Source organism: Streptomyces finlayi, from assembly GCF_014216315.1.
Taxonomy (GTDB): domain Bacteria; phylum Actinomycetota; class Actinomycetes; order Streptomycetales; family Streptomycetaceae; genus Streptomyces; species Streptomyces finlayi_A.
The window spans coordinates 1,691,127-1,704,170 of record NZ_CP045702.1 but is presented as its reverse complement, the minus strand read 5'-3'; the positions used below and the strand labels follow the sequence as shown (position 1 = coordinate 1,704,170).

Below are 13,044 nucleotides of genomic sequence, written 5' to 3'. Positions count from 1 at the left end.
AGCGGGGCCACCTGAGGCGGATAGGGGCATTGAGCTGCTGCTTTGCCGGTCAGCCGCACTCGGGGCAGCGCCCGACGTGGCTGCTGAGAGCCCTGGCCATCCGTGCCTTCGTCGATGCGGCCTGCTTCGCGCTGGACTTCGCCGCCGGCCTGCCCGCGTGCCGTTCGGAGTGGGCGGTCATGAAGCCGATCTCCCGCTCGTACTCGGCACGGACGGTCTTGAACTGGTGGCATGTCTTCATCGGGTGGTGCTCCTTGTCGTTGTGTCGCCGCCGTCTCGCAGTTGCTGGAGGACGAGGCTCAATCGGTCGTTCCGACCGCCCTTGAGGCCCTCGCGCCGGAGGATCTCCCGCAGCTGGACCCGGGTGATCGCTTCGTTGCCGTCGCGTGCGAGCAGAGCCGGGACGTGCGGGCGGACCTGCTGGGTGAGCTGGTCCACGGACTGCTCCGACTCGCGCGGCGGGCGTTGTGGCTGCGGGCTGCGGGACCGGCCGTTGCGCTTGCCCTTCCCCTTGGCCTTCGTGGTCGGCTTCCGCCGGAGGGGGACCTTGTGTCCCCGGTCCCCGGTGGGCTCGGTCCCCGTTTCGGAGTCGGTCGGTCCCCGGTCCCCGGTGGGCTCGGTCCCCGTTTCGGAGTCGGTCGGTCCCCGGTCCCCGGTGGGCTCGGTCCCCGTTTCGGAGTCGGTCGGTCCCCGGTCCCCGGTGGGCTCGGTCCCCGATCCGGCGTCCGTCGGTCCCCGGCGCGGACCCTGGGCCTGAGCAGGCACTTCGACCGCAAGGCGGCCGGTCCCCGCGCTACCGTTGGGACCCTGGTTGGGCTCCGGATTGACGGGCTCGGTCCCCGGGACACGGTCCTCGGTCCCCGCGTCGTGGTCCCCGATTCCGGGGACCGGTCCCCTCTCCTTGCACGGTCCCCAGTCCCCGGTCATGTCGACGGCACGGTGGGGACCGTCCTTGGGGACCGGCCCGCTCTGGGCCTTCGGCGAGGGGACCGAGAAGGTCGTCATGCTGCCGTCGTGCGGGGACCAGGGGGAGGGCAGCGAGACCGTGGCGAGCGCGAGTGCGTGCCGCCGGGCGGCCAGCTGGTCGAGCAGCTGCACGCGCTGGAGCGGGTCGGTGCCGACCGAGGCCCGGCCGACTGCTTTCGACAGCCGCCGGGTGAGCCGTCGGCCGCGCCAGCTCTGCCGTTGCTCAGGCGTGCGCTCCGCGAGTCGGGCGGCCAGGGCGACCGCGCGGGCGGTGGCCCGGTCACGGGTGATCTGCGCGGCGTCGCGGTCTCGGGCGGCGATGCCGAGGCGGGACAGCAGCCGCTCGCGTGCCTCCCGCCCCAGGGTGGCGAGCAATCCGTGGGACGCGGCACCCGGGGTGTGGAGGCGGAGCTCGATGCCCATGGCGAGGTGCCACAGCATCGCCGCCATGATTGGGCCGACGAAGGCGCGGACCGTGCCGCCGACGGGGCCGCTCTCGGCGAAGGCGGGGATCACCTGTACGCCGGTGATGACCCAGACCAGAGTGCCTGGCAGGCCGGGTGCTCCCTGGGTGGCCAGGTTCTGCCGGGCCATCAGGGCGGTCGCGAAGAGTGCGAGCTCGGCTGCGGCGAACATGCCGGCGCGTTCTGCGGTGCCGGCCATGTCGAGGTAGTCGGTGGCGAAGCGCCACGACGTGTCGGCGCTGTAGGCGGTGCAGCCCAGGGCGGCGAGCGCGGCGACCTTGACCGCCGGGCTGCCGAGACGTTTCTGCGAACGCGCGCCCCGGCGCCGGGCCGCCCAGCCGGTCAGCACCAGGGCGAGGGCGGCGACGGACCCGCCGATCGCAAGGAGGAGAGGCAGGTTCGGTGCGGCGCCGAGGGGCAGGGCGAGGTGGGTCATGCGGCCTTTCCGAGAGGGGCGTGCGCCGAGACCGACGTCGCCGGACGGGACACCGGCTGGCTCGTACCGGGCTTGTTGGGGGTGGGGGTGCCCTTGGCCGGGGCGCCCTTTGCGCGCTTTTTCTTGGGCCTGGGCACGCCGTAGGTGCGGTCCCGGTCGAAGACCTTGAGGGCGGCCTGTCGCAGCAGGTCACGGGCGTGCTTGTGGCTGATCTGCAGGGCGCCGGCGAGCCGGTCGGTGCGCCAGCCCCGGACGTAGGCGTGGTCGATGACGATCTGGCGCTCGGCCTCGGTCAGGTGCACGTCGCGTCCGGTGAAGAACGCGCTCACGCGGCTGTAGTCGAGGCGTTGGGGCAGGCCGTCGTGCCAGGGGCGCCGCTCGGCTTCGGTGAGCCCGCCCCAGATGCCTTCCTTGAGGACGTTCTCCAGGGCGTAGTTGAGGCAGTCGCGGCGGACCGGGCACCAGCCGCACAGCTCCTTCGCCTCGGCGATGTCTTCGTGATCCCGGGGCAGCGGGAAGAACACGGCGTCGGCGTCCTCGGGGTCCATGCCGTGGCACGTACCGCGGCTGTGCCAGCTGGTGTCGCCGATGCCGCGCAGGCCGGTGGCCGGGGCGTCGTGGGTGGTGATGTGGCGCAAGGTGGTCTCCGATGTGCTGCCGCGTCGCCGGTCGGGGGCCGGTGGCGGACGGACGCGGCGTCGGGTGCCGGCTGCGGCGCAGGGCGGTGCCGCAGCCGGTACGGGACGGTGGTGTTGCGGCGGGGCACCGGGCGGGATGCACCGGCGGAGAGGCCGGTCAGGCCATCGCGGGCTGCCGGCCCGGTGTGGACTCCTGGGCCTGCCGGGCGGCGGCGAGGTCGAGGCGGCCAGGGTGCGGGGTGGCACGCGGGGCGGTTCCGCGTGCTCCGCCGTCGGGGCCGATCCTTCGGCGGCGGCACGGTTCGCCGACCTGGGTCTGGCACCAGTCGCAGCGCACTCCGAGGGCGTCGGGCTGGCCCTGTGCGATGGCTGCCTCCCGGGCCGCGCGGGCGGGCCGGTAGGGCGCGAGCGCTGCTCGGGCTGCGGGCGGTATGCAGGAGCCGATCTCTCGCAGCCTCGCCTGCAGGTCCGGATCGAGCTGGCCCATGGTGATCGCCCGGGCCTGTGCGGGCTGGGCGGTGCCGGTGGCTACCGCTCGGCGGGCGCCGACCAGCTCGGCGGTCCAGGCGGCCTGGTCGTCCGGGTCGACGGACGGCGTGGGGTCGGTGTGCCGGCCCAGGCGGTCGCGGCGGTAGCTCTCCCACGGGCGAGCGATGTCCGCGGGCAGGATCGGGTACGGCGAGAGGCTGATGTGCTTGCGGGCGGCGACGCTGGCGTCCCAGCCGTGCGGGGTGGCCGTCGGCACATCTCCGAGCAGCTCGTGCCACTGGTTGAGCTGGTCACCAGCCTCGCGGTCGGTGCGGATAGTGCGGGGGTCGAGTCGGCCGATGTAGGCCAGAAGGGCGGCGATTTCGCGGCGGTCCACGGTCAGCCCTCCGTTCCGGTCGGCTCGTCGAGAGCGGCGAGGAGGGCTGCGGTGTGGGCCTCTGCCCGAGTCATGCCGCCCGGCTGAGCGGGACCCTTGCCGGGCAGGGCGTAGAGATTCGGGCGGCCCGGAGCGTGCTCTCGGGCGATCCAGGAGCGCCAGTCGGCAGCCCAGGCCCCCGCGCCTCGCGGCTTGAAGTCGGCGCGGTGGGCGCGCCACTTCGCGTCGGCTGCCTGCAGGCCCTCCTCGCCGAGTCGGTCGAGGTGCCCTTGCTGGCGGGTCCAAGTGTGGGTGTCTGGGTCGACCTGCCACTCGGCTGCCGAGGTGAGCGAGGTGCCACCACTGCTGTACCTACGGTTCACCTTCGGTTCACTACGGTTCTGGGGTGTGGAATCCGTACCGTCGAGGGTGCGGATTCCTGACCGTCGAGGGTGCTGATTCCGTCGCGAGGGTGCGGAATTCGCACCGGTCGGATTCCGTCGTGAGGGTGCGGAATCAGTCCTCTTCGTGGGCCAGATCCCGTGCCGCTGGAGCCTCTCCGGCTGCAGCTCGGGCACCGGATCCGCGTCGGACGGCTCGACCTCCGCGTTCGGGTCTTCCTCCCTGGCCGCGTCGACCTTCGCCTGGTAGGCAGCGGCGCGGGGCAGACGGTAGACCGTCGTACGAAGGGGGCCCTGGTAGACGTCGAGCAGCTCCAGCTCGTCGCCCTCGGCGAGCGCCCGGAGAGCCGCGCGTACGGCGGTCAGCGATGCGTTCGTTCGCTCGACCAGGCTCGTCATTGAGGCCCAGGCGACGCATTGCTTGTCGGGCACCCGGTCGGCGATCGACAGCAGGACCAGTCGCGCGGTGCCCCGGCTGGAGCTGTACTTCCATACCCACTCGCGGGTTTCGACGCTCATCGGCCGCTCCCGCTCACGAGGCGGGGCCGACGGCTCGGTGCGACGGAGGTGGCTGCCGCGCAGGCCGTGTGGATGGGCCTTTTGCGCAGGGCAGGAGGCATGCGAGAATCCCCTTTGCAGTGTTGCCACGCTGGTGCGCCCCTGGAAGGACTCAGCGTGGTGATGGTGGGCTATCTCCGCCCTTGCCGGGGCGGTTGTGCCACTTAGCGTTCGGCGTCCGGGAGTTACCGCTCTCGGGCGTCGTCGCTGTTTTCGGGACCTACTCGGTCCGGTCTGTGCTCACCGGCTCCTTACATGCGTCGTCGCGGGCGGGCTGCCCGGGGACGACGAACATACGCACGGACCCGTGTCAAGATCCAGACTTGGTTCTTAAACTCTGTACTGATTGCAGAGAGTCACCGCGCGATCTGCTGCTGGAGCCGTCTTCGGGCTCGGTGCGGTCCGTCTTCCAGTGTTGAGGGGTACCGTTGCCGCGGTTGCCCCGAATGCCGATATGGCATCATTGTGTCCGGATTTGAGTGGGTGCCTGGTATTCCCCACGGCGGAAATGCGATGTGGATGAGGTGTTTCCACTGCCGCCTCCACGCTTTCCGTTCGAAGATCAAAAGCCCCGTGCGCCAGACGTGACGTATGTCGCTAGGGAAATGTGGCTCGCGCCACGTCGCCCGGAGCATTCCTGCCGGTAGAAACGGACAGGCCGACCCGAAATGGGCGGTGCGTGCCACGCGGAAACGTGCTGGTGAGGAAGAACTTTCCATACGCGGGATCGCGCCGTCAACTGGTGTTTATGGCGAGGTAGTGTGGTGGTTGAAGTGACGACGAAGTCCACCCAGAAAAGGATCATGGAAGAGTCGACCGAAGACCAGGTGCCCCCCCAGGGGCTCATGGACCGCCTAAACCGCCTGTTCGATACGGTGCACCCGCCCGATCGCGGCCCCTTCAGCAACGCCGAAGTGGCCGAGCTGATGGAAAAGCGAGGGCTGGGCAAGCTGTCCGCGCAGTACCTGTGGCTCCTGCGGACCGGGCAGCGCGATAACCCGACGAAGCGTCATCTCGAAGCGCTCGCAGGGTTTTTCGGGGTGGATCCCGCTTATTGGTTCGATGATGCCGTCGCCGAAAAGACAGTGCAGGAGCTGGAGTTGCTCGCACTGCTTCGTGACGCGAAGATCAAGAACGTTCTTCTTCGCCTATCCGACGTCTCCGCGGACGGAAAGGACGCCGTCCTGGGGATCGTCGAGAGCGTACGAAAATCCGAGGGGTTGCCACCCTCAAGTGGCGCGTGAATCGGCCTTAGTTCAGTAAGTGATCAAGGAAAATCAATGTGGTCTGTACGCAGGCTGCGCCGGCCTGACCTCTTGGCCGAGCTGCGGCTCCCGCACGTCACCAATATCCGCGATCTCAGCGACGAGGTCTCACGCCGCACGGGACGGAATGTGGTCCTAGAGCCCCGTGAGCAGGCACCCTCCGTGTGCGGAGCATGCGCCGTCACGGAGAGTGCCTTCTACGTGTACTACGACCCGCGGACCAGCTGTCTGCACCAGGACCACATCATCGCCCACGAGTTCAGCCACCTGCTGCTCGGCCATCACAAAAACCGCCCGGCGTCCGCGCTCTCCTCGACGATCTTCACCAGCGTCGGTTCGGCCACCGTGGAGATGATGTTGGGGCGCACGAAGTACGACGAGGACGAGGAGCGGGACACCGAGCTTCTCGCCTCGCTGCTCCAGCGCCGGATCATCGACCGGTGGCTGCGCAGCGACGAGTCCTCCGGGGACGAAGTCCAGGACCGGGTTACGCACACGCTCCTGCGCCGACGGGAGGCCCGGCCGTGAAGGACTTGCTCCATCCGATCAGCCTCGTTGTCGCCACGCTCGGCTTCCTCTGCCTCCTGCGGGACGTGCCGACCCGCCGCCGTGATCCCGCCTCCACCGCGCTGGCCGCCGTCTTCCTGCTGTCAGGGCTGTCGTTCCTGTTCTCCATCACCCCGATGTGGAACTACCTCGACCGTGTGCTCGGCACCGTCAATCTTTCCGTACCCCTCGCGCAGGGGTGCGTCGTCGCGCTCCTCGCCTGTCAGCAGGTGGTTCTCACCTACTGGGGGTCTCCGCCCGAAGTCGCCCGCCGATTCAGTCGCCGGTGGCTCAGGGCCGGCTTCGCTGTGATCACCGGGCTGCTGGTGCTGTTCGCTCTGCTGACGCCCAGCGCGCCGCGTCCGATCGACTTCACGCTGTACTACGCGCACGACGGCTGGTACGCCGCGTACCTCACCCTGTACATCACGGCCTACACCATCGGAGAACTGTTCCTCGCCCGCGCCTGCTGGCGCCTGGCCCGCCGCAGCACCCGCGGGTCCGTCCGCGTCGGCCTGCGCATCGTCGCCCTCGGCGCCACCGTCACCCTCGGATACAGCGCAGTCCGCATCGGCAACGTGATCGCCGGCGCCCTCGACACCTCCCTCGCCGACTGGGAAGGCTTCGCCTGGGCCTGCGGCGATGTCGGCGCCATGCTCACGCTCATCGGCTGGCTCGTGCCCACCATCAGCGACCAGGCCCAGAGCGTCCAGTACCGGATCAAGCAGTACCGCTGCTACTACGGCCTGCGTCCTCTCTGGCTGGCGTTCTACAGCGAAGCGCCCGAGATCGAGCTGCCGATTGACCGAGTCGACCGGGCCCAGCGGCGTCGCTTTCGCCGCATCTCGATCCGGCTCTACCGCCGAGCAGTCGAGATCCGGGACGGCCGGTTCGTGATCCGTCGGTATCTCGATGCTGCGGTCCGCGAGGCCAGCGAAGCCCATCACCGGGCCCGAGGGCTTCACGGTCAAGATCTTTCGGCCGCCGTCACGGCGGACCAGATCCTCGCCGGAATCGCTGCCCGGGCCGAAGGCACCCGCCCGGAGCCCGACCAGCTCACGGAGTTCGCTGACTCCGAACGCCAGACGAGTCGGCCCATGGACGACATCAATGCTCTCCTCGATGTCGCTCGCCACCTGCCACGCCAGCCCGCACGAGCCCCCCACCTTGAGCGAGTCTCCGCATGACCAACGACCTCACCCACCAGCCCGCTCACGTTCAGCTCCAGGCCCTGGACCGCGGCGAGATCTCGAGCCGCGAGCTACTTGACCTCCATCTCGATCGGATCGACGCGAGCCACGTGAACGCCGTCGTCACCCGCGACGACGACGCAGCCCGGACCGCCGCGGGAGCAGCAGACGAACGCCGCGCCCGCAACGAGAGCAGCGGCACCCTCGACGGCCTTCCCCTCACGATCAAGGACAGCTTCGAGACGGCTGGCCTGCGCACCACCAGCGGTGCCGAAGCCCTCGCGGATCACGTACCCGTACGCGACGCCGACGCGGTCGCCCGGCTCCGCCACCAAGGGGCCGTGATCATGGGTAAGACGAATACGCCGGCGTACTGCCAGGACCTGCACACCGACAACAGCCTGTTCGGCCGCACGCTCAACCCTCACGATCCTGAGCGCACCGTCGGCGGCTCCTCCGGGGGCCCAGCCGCCGCGGTCGCCGCCCACCTGACCCCCGCCGACCTCGGCAGCGACCTCGCCGGCTCCCTCCGACTCCCCGCTCACTACTGCGGCGTCTACGGCCTGCGCCCCACGCACGGACTCGTCCCGGCTCGCGGCCACATCCCCCGCCCGCCGGGATGGATCACCAGCAGCGACATGGTCACCCCCGGCCCTCTGGCCCGCCACCCTCGTGACCTCGGCCTGCTCCTCGACGCGCTGACGACGCCGTCACCCGCCGAGAACAGCCCCTGGCTCGCGAAGCTGCACAACCCCCGCCGCGAAGCTGACCAGCTTCGCGTGGCGGTGTGGGCCGAGGACACGAGCTGCCCCGTCGACCGTGAAACCGCAGGCGCCCTCGCCGCCGTCGAGCAGGCACTGGCCTCTGCGGGCACGAACGTCTGCCGCACCTCGGGACCGGTCGGCTTCGCTGATTCCCTCCGCCTCTTCGAGCAGCTCCTCCACGCCACCGCGACAGCCGCAACCGACGACGATGCCGGCGCGGCCGAACTCGCGGCAGCCCGTGACCTGCACACAGATGACGCGAGCCCGCGGGCCGCCTTCCTTCGTCACCGAACGCAGACACACCGTGCCTGGCTCCGCGCCAACGAGGAACGCATGCAGCTTCGGGAGACGTGGCACCGGTACTTCGCTGACGCCCAACACGACGTCCTCATCACACCCGCTGCTCCCACCGCAGCCATCCCGGCCGGCACCCGCGCTCTCAAGGTTGACGGCGTCGAGCGGAGCTTCTTCGACCAGACCGGCTGGGCCAACCTCACCAGCCACATCGGTCTGCCCAGCCTCGTCGTACCTGTTGCGCGAAGCGCGGACGGCCTCCCGATCGGCGTACAGCTCGTGGGGCCGAACTACTCGGACCTGACCTTGCTCGCCCTGGCCGAATATCTGGCGTCGCTTCTCGGAGGGATGGCCATGGGAATCAGTCTTTGACGCCGTCAGCCAGCGGCACACCGATCAGCAAATGAGAGGTGGCAGTAAGAGGGGCGCAGAGGTCTCCCGGCGGCTGCGCCACGGCGATCGGGTGCTGGGACTCAACTTGGCCGTGTCTCAAGCATCTCGGGCGGCGTACCGCACCGTTGGGTAGCGTGCCAGTGTCGCAATGCGTATCCCGACAAGGGAAGGGTGGGGGGCGTGGAGAGCTTCTTCTCTCCGAAGAGGACATGGGCGCAGGGCCCGTATCTGCACTTCGTGGCCAAGCTGGATGACCCGGCGTACGTGGAGTACACACGGGCGCACCATGGACTGCTGGCCGAGTACGGACACCAGGTAGGGACTGTGCCGGCCGAGTGGCTGCACTGGACGGTACTGGGTATCCATCACAGCCTGACTCGGGACCAGGTGGAGCGTGCGGTTGAGCGGGTCCGCTACAAGCTGGCCATGGACAGCACACGTGCGGACGTCCAGATGGGCCCGGTTTGGCCCGGCCCCAGTGCCGTGACTGTCGCCATGTACCCGGAGACGGCGCTCGCCCGCGTGAGCAACCAAGTCCGCGAGGCGGTCTGCAGTGTGGACGGCATTACCTTGCGGCCGGCTATGGATCGTCCGTGGCCGCACTCCACGCTCTCGTACTTTCGCACCGGTGACGTCCATGACGCCGACTTCAACCGCCGCCTTCGCTCGATTCGGCCGGACCGTGCGGACATCAACGTCAGCAGCGTGCACGCCGTCTACATGCACCAAGACCTCGACCTCGGGTACTACAGGTGGGACCACCTTGCGGTACTCCCCTTGGGCAGCTCCTCAGTCCTGACAGTCCGCGCCCGCCTGGATGAGCTGGTCACGCAAGCGGAGCGGGAGGGCAACCCCCTGTGGGCCGCAGCGTGGCGGCAGACCCGCACCGTCCTGGCCCCCGTGTTCGGGGACGAGAAGTTCACTCCGCCCTGGTCCACCATGGACGTCGGCTCCGACTACGTCGAGGCTGCGGGGGCTTTGGCAGTCAGCCTCTACCTGCTTGCTCGTGAACGCTCCGTCGCCCCGGCCGACATCAGCGAGCAGGATCTGGACGAGCTGGCTGACTCGGCACCCGGCGCCGGGAGGCTCCGCACGTACGAGCGGATCCGAACTCGGCTCGTGGCGCTGGGACATGCGTTGGACGATGCCGATGATCCGGTCACGGTGCGCTGGCGCGCGCTGGACTACGTACATGAGGAGCCTGCATACGGGGACCTTGACGACAGCTCGCTGCGTGCCGGTCACGCGGGAGAGAATGGTCTGCGCCACGTCCTGGCTCCGTTCTACCGCGAGCGCATCCGCTTCTGACCGGCAGCGGCACAGGCGGCCGGCTGGCACATCCTCCCGGCTGCAGTGGCCTGTCTCCCATGGGAAGTTGAGGAAGATCTGGAAAGCGGCACCCCGGCCCAGTGCAGACGGTCACCATGGTCCAGGGGCGTTGAAGCGGCGTCCGTTGCAGCGGGGAGGAACGCGTGGAACCGTTCGTGCCGAAGTTTCAGGGACGCCCGTGGGAGAGCGGGTCGCGAGCCCTCCACGTATACGTGCTGCCTCGGCCTGGAGTGGATGACGAGCTGCTCGGCCTTGCTGAGACGTGCCGGCCGATCCTGGGTGGCTACCCGATCGACCCGCAGTGCGGCAGTGACCCGAGCGACGCCGGCCTCCTGCACCTCACGTGCGAGATGCTCGCCGATGCGCCGTCCGCCGAGTACGACGAGGCGGCCCTGACCGAAGTCGCAGATGCCTTGCGCGCGGAGCTGTCGGACGTGCCCGCGTTCACAACGCAGGTCGGTCCCCCCATCGGAAATATTGCGGGGGCCGTCCTGGACGTCTGGCCCGAGGCGGACACCGTTGCCCTCATCGAGCGGATCCGGTCAGCGATCCGGAATGCCCGTGGTGGCGAGGCGCTTCAGCACTCCGGCGGGCGCCCGCACATCTCACTCGGCTACAGCAACCCTCGGGAGTTGCATCAGATGGGCGCGAACGCCCTGGTCGCCAGGCCCGGGAGCCACGATCTGGAACTCCGAGGAGCGTACTCGCTAGCCGCCTGACCTGCCACTCTTGATGCTTCTTCCCGTCTGATGCAAGATATGCCCATCAGGCGGGAAGGGGATCTTCGTCGTGTACCGAACCGTGGACTTGGCGGGGTCGGCTCACCTTGAGCTGGTCTCCGGGGTCGTTCACCTGCGTCCCGAGGACGCGATGTTCGACGCCATGCTGCGCGGCTGGCGGAACCAAATGCTCGCCCGCAATCTCAAGGCGAAAACGATCAGCAACCGCGAGAAGCTGATCCGCAGGTTCCTCAAGTTCGTGAACGACTATCCCTGGGCGTGGACCCCGGCCCACATGGATGAATGGTCCGCCCAACTCACGAGCGAAGATCACCTGTCGCCTTCGTCGGTGCGCAACTACCACGGCACGTTGCGGCTGTTCACCGAGTTCCTCATCGATCGGCGTTACGGGTGGGCGACGGCGTGCGAGGACGCGTTCGGCACCTACCCCGTGGCGATCTGCCATGAATGGAACACGCTTCCGCATCTGCAGGACTACGAGGGCGATCCGGAGGCCCGCCCGTTCACGCGTGAGGAGCTGCAGCTCTTCTTCGACTACGCCGACGAGCAGGTCGAGCGCGCGGTCCGGACCGGCCGCAAGGGCGCGCTGGCCGCGTACCGGGACGCCACCTTATTCAAGGTGATCTATGGGTGGGGGCTGCGGCGTACGGAGACCTCACGGCTGGACCTGGTGGACTTCGGGCGCAATGCAAAGGCGCCGCAGTTCGGCAGGTTCGGCACGCTCAATGTCCGCTACGGCAAGGCGAAGAAGGGGCAGCCGCCGCGCCGGAGGAACGTGCTGTCTGTGATGGACTGGGCTGTCGGGTCGGTCGTGGACTACGTCGAGAATGTCCGACCGCGCTTCGGGTTCCCGGATCAGCCGGCGTTGTGGATCACGGAGCGGGGTGGTCGGCTCCAGCCCGGTTCGATCAACGACCGGTTCGAGACGTACCGGGACGCGCTTGGGCTCCACAAGGAGTTGGTCCCCCACTCGCTGCGCCACTCGTACGTCACGCATCTCACCGAGGACGGGGTGGACCGCGGGTTCATCCAGCAGCAGGTTGGCCACGAAAATAGCAGTTCGATGGCCACCTACACCCACGTCAGCGACGACTTCATGAACTCGGCCCTGCAGCGGGCCCTGGCCCCGGCCTTCGCCTGAGACCGCTGCTGAGGAAGGACATCCCGATGCCCGCAGCGAAACTCGACTACCAGTGGCACCTGCGCAAAGTCATGGCCGAGCGCGACATGTTCAACACCAGCGACCTGAGCCCACTGCTCGCCGAGCGCGGCATCACACTCTCGTCCAGCCAGGTCTACCGGCTGGTGACCGATCGCCCGGAGCGGCTGAGCATGAAGGTGCTCATGGCGCTGCTCGACATCCTCGACTGCCGGATGGACGACCTGATCGAGCCGATCGCCGCTGCGGGGGCGGCAAGCCGGCCGAAGAAGGCCGCCGCGGCCGGTGGCAGCGCACCGGAGCCGGGGCTCGGGACCCTGCGGCCCAAACGGGCCCGCATCACCGGGATTGAATGATGACCATAGATATTGACCAGTTGATCCAAGACGACCCGCTCGGCGCCGTCGTACACCAGATAGCTCGCGTGGAGCGCGGTCTGTCCCACGATCGGATCCAGGAAGTGGCGCAAGCTGTACTCCGCGGTCCCACGACGCGGCGCCGCGTCGCCCGAGAGCTGCGGGACAACCCGCAGGTCCTGGTCACAGGTGGCTCTCCCTCGATCTGGTCAGTGGGAAAACTCCTGGCTGCGCTGGCGAAGACGGGGGCACAGCAGCTGGCGAGGCCGCGTTGCTGCGACTGCAACCGCGAGATCCTGAGCCTGTGCAGCCGCAAGGGCGGGCTGTGGTGCTGTAGCGGGTGCACTCGCCCGAAGGAGGAGTGCGTCGGCTGCGGCATGCTCGCGTATGTCCGAACCCGGGACCGGAAGGGACGCCCTCTGTGCCAGCGGTGTCCTGTCGACGACGACCCGGCAGAGGAACTGGTCGACTTGGTGGTGGGCGTCGATCCTGGCTTGAGCCGGGCCACGGTGGCCGAGGCCCTGGCGGGATGCTCACTTCAACGCGCCGTTCGCTGGCGGGTGGCCTGGGCTGTCCTCGACCGGCCCGGGCTGCTCACCGGCGCCGGGCACACGGCGCCCACGCCGTCCGTGCTTACGTTCATCAACGCCCTGGTGGAGGCCGGCGCCACGGCGGTGGTGCGGCCGGGCTGTGCCCGCTGC

General features: G+C 69.0%; 13 protein-coding genes. 8 read left to right on the top strand and 5 right to left on the bottom strand.

What is annotated here, in order from left to right; translation table 11 throughout:
* Positions 1–49: 49 nt before the first annotated feature.
* From F0344_RS07635 to F0344_RS07615, 5 genes are all read right to left on the bottom strand, one after another.
* Positions 50–241: a hypothetical protein gene (locus F0344_RS07635; RefSeq protein ID WP_185298056.1), complete on the bottom strand. Its 192-nt coding sequence runs from the start codon at positions 239–241 to the stop codon at positions 50–52.
* Positions 238–1,866: a hypothetical protein gene (locus tag F0344_RS07630; RefSeq protein ID WP_185298055.1), complete on the bottom strand. Its 1,629-nt coding sequence runs from the start codon at positions 1,864–1,866 to the stop codon at positions 238–240. Before F0344_RS07630 ends, F0344_RS07635 begins: the two co-directional genes overlap by 4 nt.
* Positions 1,863–2,504: a WhiB family transcriptional regulator gene (locus F0344_RS07625; protein ID WP_185298054.1), complete on the bottom strand. Its 642-nt coding sequence runs from the start codon at positions 2,502–2,504 to the stop codon at positions 1,863–1,865. Before F0344_RS07625 ends, F0344_RS07630 begins: the two co-directional genes overlap by 4 nt.
* Positions 2,505–2,661: 157 nt before the next feature.
* On the bottom strand, positions 2,662–3,369 hold the full coding sequence (locus F0344_RS07620) for a zinc finger domain-containing protein (protein ID WP_185298053.1): 708 nt from the start codon (positions 3,367–3,369) through the stop codon (positions 2,662–2,664).
* A 2-nt stretch (positions 3,370–3,371) separates the two neighbouring features.
* Entirely contained in the window at positions 3,372–4,268 is an 897-nt protein-coding gene (locus tag F0344_RS07615) for a helix-turn-helix domain-containing protein (protein ID WP_185298052.1), read from the bottom strand.
* A gap of 812 nt (positions 4,269–5,080) precedes the next feature.
* Between F0344_RS07615 and F0344_RS07610 the strand changes: the two genes are divergently transcribed.
* The 8 genes from F0344_RS07610 (at position 5,081) to F0344_RS07575 (ending at position 12,343) form a co-directional block, all read left to right on the top strand.
* Positions 5,081–5,551, top strand: a complete 471-nt coding sequence (locus F0344_RS07610; protein WP_258049747.1) for an XRE family transcriptional regulator — start codon at positions 5,081–5,083, stop codon at positions 5,549–5,551.
* Between the two features lie 36 nt (positions 5,552–5,587).
* Positions 5,588–6,100 (top strand): hypothetical protein, encoded by a 513-nt coding sequence (locus F0344_RS35580; RefSeq protein ID WP_258049746.1) that lies wholly within the window; start codon positions 5,588–5,590, stop codon positions 6,098–6,100.
* Positions 6,097–7,305, top strand: coding sequence for an MAB_1171c family putative transporter (locus F0344_RS07600; RefSeq protein ID WP_185298051.1), 1,209 nt, complete (start codon positions 6,097–6,099; stop codon positions 7,303–7,305). Before F0344_RS35580 ends, F0344_RS07600 begins: the two co-directional genes overlap by 4 nt.
* Positions 7,302–8,738 (top strand): amidase family protein, encoded by a 1,437-nt coding sequence (locus tag F0344_RS07595; RefSeq protein WP_185298050.1) that lies wholly within the window; start codon positions 7,302–7,304, stop codon positions 8,736–8,738. The genes F0344_RS07600 and F0344_RS07595 overlap by 4 nt, the downstream gene beginning before the upstream one ends.
* Positions 8,739–8,939: 201 nt before the next feature.
* On the top strand, positions 8,940–10,067 hold the full coding sequence (locus F0344_RS07590) for a hypothetical protein (protein WP_185298049.1): 1,128 nt from the start codon (positions 8,940–8,942) through the stop codon (positions 10,065–10,067).
* Between the two features lie 176 nt (positions 10,068–10,243).
* A complete protein-coding gene (locus F0344_RS07585; protein WP_185298048.1) occupies positions 10,244–10,807 on the top strand; it encodes a hypothetical protein in 564 nt (187 codons plus the stop codon).
* Positions 10,808–10,877: 70 nt separating this feature from the next.
* Positions 10,878–11,969 (top strand): tyrosine-type recombinase/integrase, encoded by a 1,092-nt coding sequence (locus F0344_RS07580; protein WP_219732119.1) that lies wholly within the window; start codon positions 10,878–10,880, stop codon positions 11,967–11,969.
* Between the two features lie 26 nt (positions 11,970–11,995).
* Complete coding sequence (locus tag F0344_RS07575; RefSeq protein ID WP_185298047.1) at positions 11,996–12,343, top strand: helix-turn-helix domain-containing protein; 348 nt, start codon at positions 11,996–11,998, stop codon at positions 12,341–12,343.
* Positions 12,344–13,044: the final 701 nt, after the last annotated feature.